The following is a 15,336-nucleotide window of genomic DNA, read 5'->3' as shown; positions in this document are numbered from 1 at the left end:
ATAATGGACTCATTAAAAATCCAAAATGTCAAGGTGAGGTACGATCGAGAAAATTTGCTCGATCGCATCGCAAACCGCATTCGCCGCTCTCTAGAACTGCCAGAAATTCTGAGCGCAACAGCAGCGGAAGTTCAATCGTTCTTGGGAACAGACAGAGTAAAAATCTACAAGTTTCATAGCGACGGCAGCGGTGAAGTGATTGCCGAATCAATTAACGGCAACCGCTTGCCATCCCTATTGGGACTGCATTTTCCAGCAGACGATATTCCCCCTCAAGCCCGGGAACTGTTCGCGCAAGTACAGGTGCGATCGATCGTCGATATAGATTCCGGGCTGCTAGGGCAAAGTCCCCGCCGCGATGCGGTTTCGGGCCAACTGCTGCCCGACGAAGTGCGCTTTCGGGCGATCGACCCCTGCCACGCTGAATACTTGACGGCACTCGGCGTCAAGGCTTCCTTGGTAGTACCAATTTTTCACGGCGAAGAATTCTGGGGGTTGTTGGTATCTCACCACTCCGAGTCCCGGAGCGTGCAAGAACACGAACTGCAAGGCGTTCAGATGGTGGCAGATCAGCTTGGCGTCGCCATAGCCCAATCAACCCTCCTCGCCCGATCCCAGGCGAAAGCTCAGCGGGAAACTTCCGTCAACCGGGTAGCCACAGCCCTTCACTCCCAGCCGGCGATTGAACTGCAAACAGCTTTGGCAGAATCTGTAGCTGCACTACACGCAGTCGGCGGCAGGCTGTGCATTTTCGACAGCAGCAAGGTTACGAGTTTAGTGCCCTATTCGGATAACTTCACTCGGGAACTCAAAGTCTACACTTGTGGCCCAGGGCCGAAGATGGAAATTTCGGCAAAATACCCGCAGGTAGAGCAATACAGCGTCTGGCACGAATATTTTAAATCCGGCGAACAACAGGTTTGGGCAATTCCCGACTTGTACCAAATTAGCAGTTTGAGAAGCCTGCAACCTGCATTTCGATCGACTAAAATTCGGAGCATTTTAATCGTACCGCTCAGAAGCCGCCAGCAAATATTCGGTTACTTGAGCATTTTTCGAGAAGAATTTGACACCGAAACTCTCTGGGCCGGAAAGTTTGATGGCGACGGACGGCTCGCCCAATCTCAGATATCTTTTGAAGCGTGGAAAGAGTCAAAAACTGCCCAAATTCGCGAATGGAAGGCTGAAGAAATTGAATTAATACAAACTTTTGGGAGCCACTTTGCTAATGCAATTAACCACTACCAACTCCACCAAAAAATAGACGCACTTAACGCTAATTTAGAAAACAAAGTTCAAGAGCGCACGGCTCAACTGCAGCAGTTGACGCAACAGCAGCGAGTGCTGTTTGAAGTGGTAGCAAAAATGCGGAAATACCTCGAATTGAACAAGATTTTTAGCACGATGTCCCAGGAAGTGCGGCGCGCTTTAAATGCAGATCGAGTTGGGATTTACCGCTTCGATCCTGCATCGAAATTTAACGACGGCGAATTTGTTGCCGAAGATGTTTTGCCAGATTTTATGTCAGCAATGGCAGTCAAAGTGCACGATCGCTGTTTTGGAGAAAAGTACGCCAATCTCTACTCTCAGGGGCGAGTTCACGCCATGTCCGACATTAGAGAGGCCGGACTGCAAGATTGCTTTCGGAAAATATTGGAGCAATTTCAGGTCAAAGCTACTTTAGTTGCACCCGTCATGAAAGACAACGACCTTTGGGGGTTGCTGTGCGTGCACCAGTGTTCGGCTCCCCGCAACTGGGAATCTTCCGAAATTAAGTTTGCTACCCAAATTTCAGCTCAGCTCAGCATCGCGCTAGAACAAGCAGACTTGCTCGCTCAAACCAAACAGCAAGCAGTTGATTTGCAGCGGGCCGCCGAGCAGCAGCGGATACTGTTTGAGGTAGTTGCTAAAATTAGACAATCTCTCGATTTAGATACAATTTTTTGCACGACAACTACAGAACTGCGGCGGATTTTAAATGCAGACAGAGTTGGGGTTTATCGCTTCGATCCAGGTTCAAACTTTAATGAAGGCAAATTTATTACTGAAGATGTTTTGCCAGGTTTTTGTTCGGCAATGGATGTGAAAATTCGCGATTGGTGTTTTGGCGAAAACTATGCGAATAAATACAGTCAGGGACAAATTAAAGTGCTGGCAGACACCGACAGTGCGGGACTCTCAGACTGCTACGCTGCTATTTTAGCTCAATTTCAAATTAGAGCTCAGGTGATTATGCCACTGATGAATGGCAGCGAACTTTGGGGCTTGCTGTGCGTGCACCAGTGCGACGGTTCGCGCAATTGGAACACTTCGGAAATCCAGTTTGCTACGCAAGTCGGATCTCAGTTGAGCGTAGCATTAGAACAAGCAGATTTGCTCGCTCAAACGCAGCAGCAAACGATCGATCTGCAGTGGACCGCCGAGCAACAGCGAATACTGTTTGAAGTGGTGGCCAAGATTCGAGAATCTCTCGATATCAACGCGATTTTTAAGACTGCAACCCAAGAAGTTTGTCAGTTTATCCAAGTGGATAGAATTGCTGTCTATCGCTTTAATCCTGATTGGGGTGGGCAATATGTTGCCGAGTTTGTGAAAGATGGCTGGATAAAATTGGTAGGGGAAGGTATAAATACGGTTGGGCAAGATACTTATTTGCAGGAAAACCGAGACGGCAGATATCTCAATAATGAAACTCTAGCAGTTGATGATATATATCAAGCTTGTCACTCGGAGTCTGTTGTCGGTATTTTAGAGCAATTTCAGGTGAAGGCTTATGCGATAGCGCCGATTTTTGTAGGACAAGAACTTTGGGGCTTGCTGACAGCATATCAACATTCTGGAACCCGCTGCTGGGAAAGTTCAGAAGTTAAGTTTTTAGCTCAGATTGCCAATCAGTTAGGCGTAGCTATCCAACAAGCCGATTTGCTGGCTCAAACCAGACGCCAAGCAGAACAAATCGCTCAAAATTTAAAGGATTTGCAGCAAACTCAAGCTCAATTGATTCAGACTGAAAAAATGTCGGGTTTGGGGCAACTGGTGGCCGGCATTGCTCACGAAATTAATAATCCAGTTAATTTTATTTACGGCAATCTAAATCACGCTACTGAATATGCTGAGAGCTTGCTGAGTTTGCTGGAACTTTATCAGCAGCAATATCCCGATTCTAGTCCTGAAATTGACAAATGGACAGAAGAGATTGACTTGGAGTTCCTGCGACAAGATTTGCCTAAATTGCTATGGTCTATGAAGGTGGGAGCCGATCGCATCCGTCAAATAGTTCTGTCTTTGAGGAATTTCTCTCGTCTTGACGAAAGTCAAATGAAGGCGGTTGATATTCACGAGGGCATTGACAGTACGCTGTTAATTTTACAGCACAGGCTGAAATCTAATGCGGATAGTGTAAACATTGTGGTAGTTAAAGAATACGGCACTTTGCCTATGGTTGAGTGTTATGCCGGACAGTTAAATCAGGTGTTTATGAATGTCATCGGGAATGCGATCGATGCTTTGGAATCGGACAAGTTGCTCGATCGCGAATCTGTGACTCCTCAAATTAAAATCTCTACTGCTGTCGGTCAACTTAAGGGCAATGTTCCTAGCGCGGTGATTCGGATTTCTGACACCGGCCCGGGAATTTCGGAATCGATGAGACAACGCATATTTGACCCTTTTTTCACGACTAAGCCGGTGGGAAAAGGTACTGGATTGGGACTATCAATTAGTTACCAAATTGTGGTAGATAAACACGGCGGCGTTTTCAAATGCAATTCGGAATTGGGGAAAGGTACTGAGTTTGCGATCGAGATTCCGCTCCGACAGCAGTCATGAGTCATCAGTCAACAGTCAACAGTCATCAGTCATCAGTCATCAATCATCAGTCAACAGTCATCAGTCATCAGTCATCAGTCAACAGTCAACAGTCATCAATCATCAGTCAACAGTCAACAGTCACGGACGGTGTAACCGGAATTGATATCAATATCTAGTCAACGCCAGCGTTGAGCATTAGTAAGAAATATTATTTATTGCTAATTGTCTGTCAAATGAAGAAGATTTATCGATCGCCCGCAGCAGAGGTTTTACGCATTTGAGGTACTTCTCCACCACCTTGACAGGTGTGACACAAGCACCTTAGCCGTAGCTGCAAATCGGCTTTGCAGCAGCGCTGCTGCAAACTGGGACTCGATCGCGCCGATCGCTCCTTAACATGGTAGATTCGATCGGACAGACTTTTGTCAAAGTAGAGAACTACCCGCTTGCAGTCGATCGACCGATACGCCATGCCAGATTCCGAATTCTCAGACGATTTAAAATGGACGCCAGAAGCCAAGGCTAAGCTGAAAAATATTCCCTATTTTGTCCGGGGACAAGCTCGCGTCCGCATCGAGCACTTAGCCCGCGAAGCCGAAACCGAAGTCGTCACCGTTGACTTAGTTGAGCAAGCTCGCATCGAGTTTGGGCAATAAGGGATCGAAATGTACGCTAAAGCTTTAGACTATAAATTGCGTTGTAAGGACAAGGACTTAAAGAAATAGTGCGTAACATAGTTATAGCTGGCAACTGGAAAATGTACAAAACTAGGGCAGAATCCCTAGAGTTTCTTCAAGGATTCATGTCCTGCCTGACCGAAACCCCAGAGGAACGGGAAGTCGTGCTTTGCGTTCCCTTCACTAATTTGAGTGTCCTCTCGAAAAACCTGCACGGAGGCCGGATCAGACTCGGCGCTCAGAACGTTCACTGGCAAGAGTCGGGAGCTTATACTGGCGAAATTTCCGGGCCGATGCTGGCAGAAACAGGGGCTCGCTACGTCATCGTCGGCCACAGCGAGCGGCGCCAATATTTTGGGGAAACTGACGAAACGGTGAATTTGCGCCTGAAAGCTGCTCAGAAATACGGTTTAATTCCGATTCTGTGCGTGGGAGAGACGAAGCAGCAGAGAGATGCTGGGGAAACGGAAGCTCACATTTTTACTCAGTTAGCCAAGGATTTGGTTGGTGTTGACCAAGACAATTTGGTAATAGCTTACGAACCGATTTGGGCTATAGGCACTGGCGATACTTGCGAAACTAAGGAAGCTAACCGAGTTATTGGTTTGATTCGCAGTAAATTGACTAATCCTGACGTGCCAATTCAGTACGGTGGCTCTGTTAAACCGGAGAATATTGATGAAGTTATGGCGATGCCTGAGATTGACGGGGTTCTGGTAGGCGGTGCGAGTTTGGAAGCTGCTAGCTTCGATCGAATTGTCAATTATCAGTAATAGGTAATTGCTAATTGGTAATTGCTAATTGGTAAGTCGAACAAGGGCAGCGGGAATTCAACAGCTATCGCGTACAATTGTGATGTGCCGTTCAGTGTTTCTCCGATCGGGATAATTAACCTATGACTGCGATCGTTAAACCCAAACCCGCCTTAGATGAGTTCCTCAAACTTCCTGAAACTGAACCGGCCTGTGAATTTCTTGAGGGAAAAATCATTCAGAAGCCCATGCCTCAAGGTGAACACAGCGTACTTCAAGGTGAACTCTGCAAGACTATCAATCAAGTAGCGAAAACTCGGAAAATTGCCAATGCTTTTCCCGAGTTGCGCTGTACTTTTGGCGGCGCATCGATCGTGCCAGATGTAGCAGTATTCCGATGGGAAAGAATTCCTTTTTTGCCGTCTGGTAGAATTGCTAACCGCTTTGATATTAATCCAGACTGGTCGATAAAAATTCTTTCTCCAAACCAAAATCAAACAAAAGTGCTGAGTAACTTACTCCACTGTTCGCGACACGGCACTGAGTTAGGGTGGTTACTAGATCCAGAAGAAGAGAGTATTTTGGCGGTATTTTCCGGACAAAAAGTAGAACTGTACAAAGGTGCAGCTCTGTTGCCAATAATTGATAAAATTGAATTAGAATTGACGGTTGACACTGTTTTTAGCTGGTTAAGTTTTGGTTGAATTAACAATGGCGCTTCTGCTTGATTCTTTAGTCTCTTAGAGAGAGACTTCGTTGGACAAGAAGCAATTTCAATCGCCGAGCGATCGGGTGATATGATAAATAACAAAAAAATTACAATTAGAAATAAAGTTTTCGAGTGGGGAAAACGCACTTATTTAATGGGCGTTTTGAACGTAACCCCTGACAGTTTTAGCGACGGCGGTGATTTCTACACCATAGAATCTGGTTTAGCGCAAGCTGAAAACATGGTAGAATCCGGCGTAGATATTATTGATATTGGCGGTCAATCTACTCGGCCCGGTGCAGCGGAAATATCTTTAGCAGAGGAGATCGATCGCGTTATACCTCTCGTACAAATGCTGCGGCAAAAAGCCGATATTTTTGGCTCAGTTCCTATTTCTGTCGATACTACCAGAGCGCAGGTTGCCAAAGCTGCGGTTGAGGCGGGAGCTGATATTGTCAACGATATTTCTGGAGCAACTTTTGACTCGGAAATGCTGTCAACCGTTGCTGATTTAAAAGTGCCAATAATTTTAATGCACATTCGGGGAACTCCCCAGACGATGCAAAAACTCACAGATTATCGCGATTTAATTGGGGAAATTCGGGAATTTTTAGAGAGTAGAATTGCGGCGGCTGTTGCTGCGGGGATTGACAAATCTCACATAATTCTAGACCCCGGTATTGGCTTTGCTAAAAATTACAGTCAAAACTTGGAAATTCTGCGCGAGTTGCCAAAGTTCAGTGTTTTAAACTGTCCGATTTTAGTCGGAGTATCGCGAAAAAGCTTCATCGGTCACATTTTGAATCAGCCAGAAGCGAAACAAAGAGTTTGGGGGACAGCGGCGGCTTGTACAGGTGCGATCGCAAATTCGGCAGATATCTTGCGAGTTCACGATGTCAGAGAAATGCACGATGTTTGTCTGGTTGCCGACGCTATCTTCAGAAATCAATCTTGAGTCGTTGATTGGTCGATTGATTGGGGCTCTCCCCCGTGAGCATGAGGCTCGACATCCGGCATAGAATCCATCAAATTGTTGAGAGCTTCTGACATATTCTTCGGGTCCATAAACAGAATTTTGGCATTGTCGCTCTCGCCGAGTTTTTGTTGAGCGTCCAAGTATTTTTCGGTTACTAAGTAATTCAAAACTTGCTTGCTATTCGGATGGGAGTCTAAAGCTTCAACTAAGAGCCTCATGTACTCCTTAGTGCCGATCGCCTTATTGACCATTGCTTGCCACTCGCTCTTAGTGGCCCGCTCCAATTCCATAGCTTCTTGCACCCTTTTCGGAGGTGTAATACTTTGAATTTCTACGCGAATTACTTTGACGCCCCAAGTTTCTGTAGCTTCGTCCAACTTCTTGAGTAACTTTTTATTCATGTCATCTCGGGAACCCAAGATGTCTTGCATTGGCAATCGACCAATTTCAGCGCGAAACGTCGTTAAAACTAAGTTGGCGATCGCATTTTCAATTTGATCGATTCCATAATAAGCTTTCTGCAAATTCACAACCCGCCAATACACAACGGCATCGACTTCTAGAGCTACATTATCTCCCGTGATTGCTGACTGAGGTTTAATATCTAAAACTCTTTCACGGCTTGTGTCCACGCAGACGACTTTTTCGACCAGGGGACTGATAAAGTGGAATCCGGGCTTTAGGGTGCGCTTGTATTGACCCAAACGTTCGACTAAAGCTTCATCACCACCGCTGACTATTTTGACAGAGGAGTTAACAGCGTAGCCGAGGATGAGCGCAATGAGCATGGTAAGAATAGACTGCCCCATTTCTACTTTCCTGCTAAGGTTGACTGAGAATCGATCGGGAATCTACTCTAATTTAACTCAAAATCGGCCGCACAGTGCTAAAATATCTCGACTGTTAATAACTATCTCAATAGTAGTGGGCCCCCATGTGCTCGGATTCTAACGGCGCTAGTGAAACCCAGGATATCAACAACACGTTTCCACAAAAGACATGAAAAACGATCGAGAGTTTCGCTTGTTCAAACCTTTGAGGTGGATCGCCCCAAGCATTTTAGTGGGGGCAGGAATATGGAATGCCGCAGCGGCCCAACCGGCACAAGCTGAGCCAATCGCCCTGCAACTCTCCCAAAACTTGCAGTCGCAGAACTTGCAGCCACCGCGCCGGGGGCCGGCAGTTCGAGAAGTTCAATCCTACGAGATGAAGGGAGACGAACTCAGGATGTGCAAGCAGCAAGGCAACTCCGAGAAAAAGTGCGAAGTTGTAGGTAAAGGCTACACGCTGGGCTTGAGAACTGCCAACGACCTTTACGGTCAAGGAAATATGGTCAATGCCGAAGCTTTGTACCGGCAACTGATCGCTCGCTATCCCAAACAAGCGGATGCTTATTACAAGTTGGGAACTATGCTGTCGGGGCAGGATAAAATGAGCGATGCGATCGCCCAATTCCAAAAAGCAATTGAAGTCAACCCACAGCACGCCAAAGCTCACAACGATTTAGGCGTGGCGATGGCAAGTCAAGGGCAGTTGCCCGAGGCAATTGTTCAGTGGAGACAAGCAGTTAAAATTAACAGCCAATATCCCGATGCTTTGAACAATTTAGGAGTCGGTTTGTACCAGCAAGGAGACAAGGAAAACCAAGCGGAGGCAGTAGCCAGCCTCACAAAAGCTAAGGAGTTATTTATCAAGCAAGGCAGAACTCAAGCGGCTAACAGAGTAGATAAAATTTTGGAGGAAATTAATTCGCAGTCGAGCGGCTCTTAAGCTGCATTGGTTATTGGTTATTGGTTATTGGTTATTGGTTATTGGTTATTGGTTATTAGTTAGTAGTTATTGGTTATTAGAACAAACAAATAACTACTAACTACTGACTACTGACTACTGACTGCTGACTGCTGACTTCCTAAAGCATTTCCCTCAAAACTTGTAAAATCAAATCTCCATCCACCCGATCGCTCACTGCGGCCTCACCCAACCGCACCGGCAGCACAAACCGTACCTTGCCATCCTGCACCTTCTTATCCAGTTGCAAAGTATGCAAAATTTCCTCAACATCCACACCTGCGGGCAATTTGGCAGGCAAACCCGCTTTTTCAATCAAAGCAGACTGGCGGCGATCGCACTCAGCATCCCACATTCCCAACTCCACAGCCAATCGGCTTGACGCAGCCATGCCGATTGCCACTCCTTCCCCGTGATTGATCGCCTTGTAATTGGTCAAACTTTCCACAGCATGACCGATCGTGTGCCCGTAATTCAAAATCGCCCGCAAACCCGATTCCTTCTCATCTTTGCTTACCACCTCAGCCTTAGCTTGGCAAGACCTGCTCAAAATTTCTGCCAGCAAATCCGCCTTCACGTAGCGCATTTGATCCAAACGCTTGCACTTCTCCAACTTATCGAACAATTCAGCATCCCAAATCACCCCGTACTTGATGACTTCCGCCATCGCCGAACGAAACTCCCTCGCCGGCAGAGTTTTGAGTACATCCGGGTCAATCAACACCAAACGCGGCTGGTGAAAAGCTCCGATTAAATTCTTCCCTAAAGGATGATTTACCCCCGTTTTGCCGCCAATAGCAGCATCAACCATAGCCAGCAGCGAAGTCGGAACCTGCACGACATTAATTCCCCGCAGCCAAGTCGCCGCCGCAAAACCGGTGATATCACCAACTACCCCGCCGCCCAAAGCCACCATTGTCGAGGAACGTTCTAAACGGTTTGCCAAAGCCGCACCGTAAATTTTCTGCACCGAATTTAAAGTTTTGTACTGTTCTCCCGGTGGTAAAATGCAGCTACTGACTTCCAGACCGGCAGATTCGAGGGCTGCTGTTGCTCTTTCGCCGTAGTGCCGAAAAATCGACTGATTCGACACCAGCAGCACTTTTTTGCCCAAACTTAGATCGCCCATCAGACTGCCGAGTTCGTCTAAACCGCCCGATCGCACGCAAACATTGTAAGATTGTGGCCCCAAGTCAACTTTAATTATCGATTGCATATTTATCTAATTTAGATATTAGATTTTAGATTATCAGAAAATTGGGTTGAAAACCCCGTCACTTCGACGGATTCATGTCGATATAGTGTCGCTCTAGTATGGCATACTAGAGATAGCACAGGCTGAAAAACCGCTATCACAAGACAATATAAATCTGGGGTGTCCCCACTTGAGAGGATAGGAAGTAGTAATGCGTAGTGGATGGCGATCACCACGATAAACAGAGCTAGGGTAGCCAATGAGCACCCGTTAAAGGGCAAAATCAAATACTTGATATTCAAGTTGTACCGTAGGGCATACGGAAACAAGGGGAGCAATCCTCTAAAGCTTGCGGAGATAAGCCCGCTGGGACTCCTCTAAATTAGACTCGAAACTTAGTTTTATTGAACGGGTTTTTGGTTTAAGTAGTGCCGAAAGGATAGAGAGTTTTAAGGTGTATCAGTGAACCAAGAATCCCCACCCCTTAAGGCTGGGGAGTGTCAAAGGTCTTTTTATTGATTGTTTTGGAGAAATTGCAATGACTCTTAGCGGAGCAATAACTTATTTCGGGCTTTTCGGCGGAATGGTCGGCTTGGCGACAGTGCTGATGTTTGGTCTGCGGGCTGTCAAACTCATCTAATTTGCTAATTTAGATGTCACAACCAGAGTATTTAATCTCTGGGAAATGTATCAGTTGGACAAAGTATTTGCGCGAAAAATCTCTGATTAAATCTGTGGATTGACCGCGCAAATGCTTTGTTTCATAAAACTAGACCTACAATTGTCTAATTTAATATTAGATCCAAAATAATTTGGTTAATGCTTCAATCTAAAATCTAAAATATAAAATCTAAAATCTAAAATTTATCGCTTTCCTAACTATCTAGAAGATGAGGATGAAGATTAATTATGCGGAAATACAGCCCTTCTCAAGTAGATGAGGTATCTGGGAGTTGTTAGGTGCTTACCTCACCTACTACATCAGCACAATCAGAGGGCTAAAGCCCAACTACGTACCTCACTTGTTTAAGAATCGCTATATATCATTTTTAAGGCTCAATCGATGTCAGTAGAAGGCTGGGAAAATAGAATGTTGGCTCACTCTGGGGCAACAACTGATATTCTCTGCGAGTATTATGATTCCTCTGACGAACCCCTACCTCAACCGGGGAATCGTCCCTACGAATTTTACCGGATTGAAGAGTTCGACAATCCGCAATTTCCCGATAGCGATACTCACTATCGAGTCGGAGATTGGGAAGTTGTCAGGGTTGAAAAATACCCAACTGAGGCACCAGGAAGCAACTACGATTTGATTGCTCTCTGTTATTGTCAGTACGCACCTAAACCTAGTCCGCTGATTCCAGTTCCGAGTGCTCGTATTGCGATCGACTCGTTTGGAGGAGATGAGGCAGCTTATCAGCAATATCTTGAGAATAACGCTAAATCTGAGGTTTGTTCGCCTTGAGGATGAAGGAGCGATCGCCGATGATTCTTTACTAAAATTTATAACTCTCTGAAGTCATATCATTTCAGGTTGTATCGGAATAATATATTTAGATGATGTCAGTACGAGCGTCCACAGCAAACTAACCAAATCGCTCTTGGGGACGCTCCCAATACATAATTCCAATGCCACCGGGTTTGATATCAGTTATACAAATCCATTGAGCTTGATGCGATCGCCCTCATTGTCCCCACGCTCTCGATCGAAATCGCCCAATAGTATCTATAAACACTTTTTTGATATTTCAAGTCGTGTACTGTATACAACCATCGTCCGCAATCTAGAATTTCACCTTCGCCAAATCTCACAGGTCAGAGTTATTTCAGACTACTTGGTCAAGCTCCCTTGGCAAAGCAGTAGTTTACAGATTGTATCTTTCATGCCCGTTTTTGAAACTTCTTTGGGTCTATATAGTTTACTATTCCGCTTAACGAGAAATCACCCAAGCTCGTATTGACAAACCAGCAGAGGTTAGTTGGTAAACCCTCGTGAGGCACAGTTCCAACTAGGTTAAAGCATTCAGATATCTTCTTCACTCTCATTCATCAAGTTTCATAACACCCATTTCTTTTCATGCAGGAGCAACCATGCAAATTGACACCGGAAGAAAAACCGTTGGAGCAAACAGAACTACCCCATCTTCTGCCACCGATATCCAACAAGCTTTGGCCGGGGCCGCCGCAGGGGTATCTCTACGTTCTGTTACCAAAAAGTACGGTTCTGTGACAGCCGTTGAAAACATCACCCTCGATATTCCCGCAGGCAAATACTGCTGTCTTCTCGGCCCCAGCGGTTGCGGTAAAACTACCGTTCTGAGAATGATTGCCGGACACGAAGACATCAGCAGCGGAGATGTTCTGATCGGCGACAAGCGCGTCAACGATTTGCCAGCAGCCAAACGCAACACCTCCATGATGTTCCAAAGCTACGCCTTGTTTCCTCACAAAACCATTTGGGAAAACATTGAATTTGGTCTGAAAATGCAGAACGTGCCGGATGCAGAACGTCGTGTCCGGGTAGGAGAGATCCTGGAAATGATCGGTCTGACCCACACTGCAGATCGCAAACCGACCCAACTCAGCGGCGGACAGCAACAGCGGATTGCCCTAGCACGAGCGCTCGTCACCCGCCCCCAAGTGCTAATGCTGGATGAACCCCTCAGCGCATTAGATGAAAACCTGCGGGTGCGGATGCGAACCGAACTCCGCAAAATTCAAAAGCAATTCGGCTTGACCTTTATTCAGGTGACACACCACGTTGAAGAAGCCTTTTCCCTGTCTGACATGGTGGTCGTGATGACCCACGGGCGGCTGGATCAAGTTGCCACTCCAGATCAATTGTACGATCGTCCCGGCTCTCAGTTTGTTGCCAAGTTCATGGGCGACAACAATATATTCAGCGGCAAAGTCAAAAATGCGGTCAGTGACGGTGAGTTGGATGTAGTGCAGTTAGAAGTAGAGGGTTTCGGCGTCCTTTACTGCCGAGGCTACTCCAGCCCTGTCGGTACAGAAGCTGCTTGTTCGGTTCGTCCTGACTTGCTCCTTGTGGAAGCTTACAACCCCGATGTTCCAGTCACATCAACGCTGGCAGGAAACCAGATTGTCGCCCGAATCACCGCCGTAGAAATGACCGGATATGTGACGCGAGTTTCGTTAATGGCGGAAGCAACCGGACAAGAACTGCTCTATAAAGTTCGCACGAATGACTGGAACCGTAATTCCCTCAGCGAAGGGCAGTTAGTTGTCCTCAGTTGGTCAAAAGATGATTGCGTTTTTCTGCCTCATTAGAAACGCATTCTTTAGATTGATTCTCACAGCGGATAATCCTCTTCGCTGCTTCGTTTCGCAGACTTTTTTGTACATTTATTGTATTTGTGAGCCTTAATAGCAATGTCAAAGATCGGTCGCCGTCAAGTAATCAGAACTGGACTCGCTGCTGGAGCAATGGTTGCCGCCGCAAGTTGCAGTCCCAAAAAAGAAGCCACGACCGGGACTGCACCGGGGGTAATTACCAATTCAATTAAAGATGTCACCCTGCGGTTGATTGGTACTGGAGCCGCTCAAAGTAAAGAAATTAAAGCTCAAGCCGAAAAGGATTTGGGCTTCAAAATCCAACTGCGAGCGCTCGGCACAGAAGAAAACAATCAAATCGCGATTACTCAGCCCAAGCAATACGACATTTTTGATGGGGAATATTTCAGTTTGCCATTGGTGTTTCCATCCGGTAATTTGCAACCACTTGAGGTGAAGAAAATCAAAAATTGGGACAAAATTGTTTCCTATTTCACAACAGGTAAGTTTGCCGAAGGTGCGAAGGTGAACAATTCCCAGGGCACAGCTCCCTTCAAAGTAATGTATGTCAAAAGTAAGGACTCGAAAGAGTTTTCACCCACGCCTACCGATTGGGCAACGTTGATTCCGTTTCAATACAATGCTGATAGTTTGGGCTACCGACCTGACTTGACTGGCAAGAAAATTGAATCCTGGGCAGAACTGCTCGATCCGAAATACAAAGGCAAAACTGCACTGCTGGATATTCCGTCGATCGGGATTATGGATGCGGCAATGGTATTAGAAGCAGCAGGGATGATGAAGTTCGGCGACAAGGGCAACATGACCAAGCAAGAACTCGATCAAGTCACAGCCAAGCTGATCGAACTCAAGAAGGACGGGCAGTTCCGGGCTTTTTGGAAAAACTTTGATGAGTCCGTCAACCTGATGTCATCTGGGGAAGTGGCGCTGCAATCGATGTGGTCGCCTGCGGTGACTGCTGTGAAAGCACGGGGAATTAACTGTGTCTATGCCCCACTCAAGGAAGGGTATCGCGGCTGGGGCGGTGGCATTGGACTCTCTAAAAACCTACAGGGTATGGCTCTGGATGCTGCCTACGAGTATCTCAACTGGATGTTGGATGGGTGGATGGGAGCCTTTTTAGCTCGCCAGGGGTATTACAGTGCCGCACCAGAAACCGCCCGCAAGTTTATGAAGCCGGAGGAGTGGGATTTCTGGTACGAAGGCAAGCCCGCGACAGCAGACATCATCGATCCCTTTGGTAAAAAGATTGAATCGAAGGGCGCAGTGCGAGATGGTGGTTCCTTTGAGGAACGCTTTGCCAATATCGTTTGCTGGAACTCTGTGATGCAAGAGCAAACCTACTTGGTTCAGAAGTGGAACGAGTTTGTCGCATCTTAAACCGCTCGATCGGGATTCGGGGAGAGGGAGAGGGGGATTCGGGGAGAGGGGGAGAAATTAGCTTCGCTTTCCGATCGAGGGGGTATGTTACCCGGATTTAGTATCAACTAGAACCTAAAACCCGAGCCTTCACAGTTCGCTTGGCGCGACTATTCGGTTGAAAGTTTTTTCATAGTGTGAGGAGTGGAATATGTTGATGTTATTAAAAACCGTCCTGGGACGCGGTTCGATTGTCTTTGGATTGCTGCTGCTGTTTGCTCAGGCGGCGAGGGCGACTGAATCGCTGCCTGAATCGCCATTGCCCGATAACGTTGAGTCGATCGCCCCCGACCATCGCCCCCTGTCTGCCGAGTCGCCGATCGTCCCAGAACAAGGCGTGCTGCCTCCAAACAGCGAAGCCCAAACCGCTGAGGTTTCTGCACCCGCCTCATCAGCGGATAACGATACGGCTGCTTCCCCAAAGGTGGCGAGGGCGACTGAATCGTTGCCTGAAGCGTCATTATTGGGCGATCGCCCCCTTTCGGTAGCAGACAACGGCCCCCAGTCTGCCGAGTCGCCGATCGTCCCAGAACAGGGGCTGCTGCCTCCAAACAGCGAAGCCCAAACCGCTGAGGTTTCTGCACCCGCGCCATCAGCGGATAACGATACGGCTGATTCCCCAAAGGTGGCGAGGGCGACTGAATCGTTGCCTGAAGCGTCATTATTGGGCGATCGCCCCCTTTCGGTAGCAG

General features: G+C 47.0%; 15 protein-coding genes. 12 read left to right on the top strand and 3 right to left on the bottom strand.

Going from position 1 to position 15,336, the window contains the following annotated elements; translation table 11 throughout:
* Window positions 1–3 precede the first annotated feature (3 nt).
* Together QUA56_RS11575 and QUA56_RS11570 are read left to right on the top strand one after the other, a co-directional pair.
* Window positions 4–3,828: a GAF domain-containing protein gene (locus QUA56_RS11575; protein ID WP_333357354.1), complete on the top strand. Its 3,825-nt coding sequence runs from the start codon at window positions 4–6 to the stop codon at window positions 3,826–3,828.
* Window positions 3,825–3,986, top strand: coding sequence for a hypothetical protein (locus QUA56_RS11570; protein ID WP_333357351.1), 162 nt, complete (start codon window positions 3,825–3,827; stop codon window positions 3,984–3,986). The genes QUA56_RS11575 and QUA56_RS11570 overlap by 4 nt, the downstream gene beginning before the upstream one ends.
* Window positions 3,987–4,054: 68 nt before the next feature.
* Here the strand turns inward: QUA56_RS11570 and QUA56_RS11565 are convergent, their stop codons facing one another.
* A complete protein-coding gene (locus QUA56_RS11565; protein ID WP_333357348.1) occupies window positions 4,055–4,282 on the bottom strand; it encodes a hypothetical protein in 228 nt (75 codons plus the stop codon).
* Between QUA56_RS11565 and QUA56_RS11560 the strand changes: the two genes are divergently transcribed.
* From QUA56_RS11560 to folP, 4 genes are all read left to right on the top strand, one after another.
* The gene (locus QUA56_RS11560; RefSeq protein WP_333139202.1) at window positions 4,281–4,466 is read left to right on the top strand and encodes a PCP reductase family protein; all 186 of its coding nucleotides are present in this window, start codon (window positions 4,281–4,283) and stop codon (window positions 4,464–4,466) included. The two genes, QUA56_RS11565 and QUA56_RS11560, sit on opposite strands and share 2 nt — an antisense overlap.
* Window positions 4,467–4,534: 68 nt before the next feature.
* Window positions 4,535–5,260, top strand: a complete 726-nt coding sequence (gene tpiA / locus QUA56_RS11555; RefSeq protein ID WP_333357346.1) for a triose-phosphate isomerase — start codon at window positions 4,535–4,537, stop codon at window positions 5,258–5,260.
* A gap of 122 nt (window positions 5,261–5,382) precedes the next feature.
* A complete protein-coding gene (locus QUA56_RS11550) occupies window positions 5,383–5,943 on the top strand; it encodes a Uma2 family endonuclease (protein ID WP_333357343.1) in 561 nt (186 codons plus the stop codon).
* A gap of 93 nt (window positions 5,944–6,036) precedes the next feature.
* Window positions 6,037–6,903, top strand: coding sequence for a dihydropteroate synthase (folP, locus tag QUA56_RS11545; RefSeq protein ID WP_333357340.1), 867 nt, complete (start codon window positions 6,037–6,039; stop codon window positions 6,901–6,903).
* Here folP and QUA56_RS11540 read toward each other — a convergent pair.
* A complete protein-coding gene (locus tag QUA56_RS11540; protein WP_333357338.1) occupies window positions 6,894–7,733 on the bottom strand; it encodes a stomatin-like protein in 840 nt (279 codons plus the stop codon). The genes folP and QUA56_RS11540 overlap by 10 nt on opposite strands.
* A gap of 190 nt (window positions 7,734–7,923) precedes the next feature.
* Between QUA56_RS11540 and QUA56_RS11535 the strand changes: the two genes are divergently transcribed.
* Window positions 7,924–8,694: a tetratricopeptide repeat protein gene (locus tag QUA56_RS11535; protein WP_333357335.1), complete on the top strand. Its 771-nt coding sequence runs from the start codon at window positions 7,924–7,926 to the stop codon at window positions 8,692–8,694.
* A gap of 139 nt (window positions 8,695–8,833) precedes the next feature.
* Here QUA56_RS11535 and aroB read toward each other — a convergent pair whose 3' ends face one another.
* Window positions 8,834–9,928 (bottom strand): 3-dehydroquinate synthase, encoded by a 1,095-nt coding sequence (gene aroB / locus QUA56_RS11530; protein ID WP_333357332.1) that lies wholly within the window; start codon window positions 9,926–9,928, stop codon window positions 8,834–8,836.
* A 517-nt stretch (window positions 9,929–10,445) separates the two neighbouring features.
* Here aroB and petL point away from each other — a divergent pair.
* From petL to QUA56_RS11505, 5 genes are all read left to right on the top strand, one after another.
* On the top strand, window positions 10,446–10,547 hold the full coding sequence (gene petL, locus QUA56_RS11525) for a cytochrome b6-f complex subunit PetL (protein ID WP_190741595.1): 102 nt from the start codon (window positions 10,446–10,448) through the stop codon (window positions 10,545–10,547).
* A 423-nt stretch (window positions 10,548–10,970) separates the two neighbouring features.
* A complete protein-coding gene (locus QUA56_RS11520) occupies window positions 10,971–11,375 on the top strand; it encodes a hypothetical protein (RefSeq protein WP_333357329.1) in 405 nt (134 codons plus the stop codon).
* 626 nt (window positions 11,376–12,001) lie between these two features.
* Entirely contained in the window at window positions 12,002–13,201 is a 1,200-nt protein-coding gene (locus tag QUA56_RS11515; RefSeq protein ID WP_333357326.1) for an ABC transporter ATP-binding protein, read from the top strand.
* A 102-nt stretch (window positions 13,202–13,303) separates the two neighbouring features.
* Window positions 13,304–14,605, top strand: a complete 1,302-nt coding sequence (locus tag QUA56_RS11510; protein ID WP_333357323.1) for an extracellular solute-binding protein — start codon at window positions 13,304–13,306, stop codon at window positions 14,603–14,605.
* Between the two features lie 190 nt (window positions 14,606–14,795).
* Window positions 14,796–15,336, top strand: a 541-nt coding sequence (locus QUA56_RS11505; RefSeq protein WP_333357321.1) for a hypothetical protein, incomplete at its 3' end; no start/stop codon positions are given.

The organism is Microcoleus sp. N3A4, from assembly GCF_036701805.1.
Lineage (GTDB): Bacteria > Cyanobacteriota > Cyanobacteriia > Cyanobacteriales > Microcoleaceae > Microcoleus.
This window is presented reverse-complemented; position numbering and strand designations above follow the sequence as displayed.

Coding starts and splice junctions, on each gene's coding strand:
- QUA56_RS11575 (WP_333357354.1), top strand. CDS start 4: ATGGACTCATTAAAAATCCAAAATGTCAAGGTGAGGTACGATCGAGAA.
- QUA56_RS11570 (WP_333357351.1), top strand. CDS start 3,825: ATGAGTCATCAGTCAACAGTCAACAGTCATCAGTCATCAGTCATCAAT.
- QUA56_RS11560 (WP_333139202.1), top strand. CDS start 4,281: ATGCCAGATTCCGAATTCTCAGACGATTTAAAATGGACGCCAGAAGCC.
- QUA56_RS11565 (WP_333357348.1), bottom strand. CDS start 4,282: ATGGCGTATCGGTCGATCGACTGCAAGCGGGTAGTTCTCTACTTTGAC.
- QUA56_RS11550 (WP_333357343.1), top strand. CDS start 5,383: ATGACTGCGATCGTTAAACCCAAACCCGCCTTAGATGAGTTCCTCAAA.
- folP (WP_333357340.1), top strand. CDS start 6,037: ATGATAAATAACAAAAAAATTACAATTAGAAATAAAGTTTTCGAGTGG.
- QUA56_RS11540 (WP_333357338.1), bottom strand. CDS start 7,733: ATGGGGCAGTCTATTCTTACCATGCTCATTGCGCTCATCCTCGGCTAC.
- QUA56_RS11535 (WP_333357335.1), top strand. CDS start 7,924: ATGAAAAACGATCGAGAGTTTCGCTTGTTCAAACCTTTGAGGTGGATC.
- aroB (WP_333357332.1), bottom strand. CDS start 9,928: ATGCAATCGATAATTAAAGTTGACTTGGGGCCACAATCTTACAATGTT.
- petL (WP_190741595.1), top strand. CDS start 10,446: ATGACTCTTAGCGGAGCAATAACTTATTTCGGGCTTTTCGGCGGAATG.
- QUA56_RS11520 (WP_333357329.1), top strand. CDS start 10,971: ATGTCAGTAGAAGGCTGGGAAAATAGAATGTTGGCTCACTCTGGGGCA.
- QUA56_RS11515 (WP_333357326.1), top strand. CDS start 12,002: ATGCAAATTGACACCGGAAGAAAAACCGTTGGAGCAAACAGAACTACC.
- QUA56_RS11510 (WP_333357323.1), top strand. CDS start 13,304: ATGTCAAAGATCGGTCGCCGTCAAGTAATCAGAACTGGACTCGCTGCT.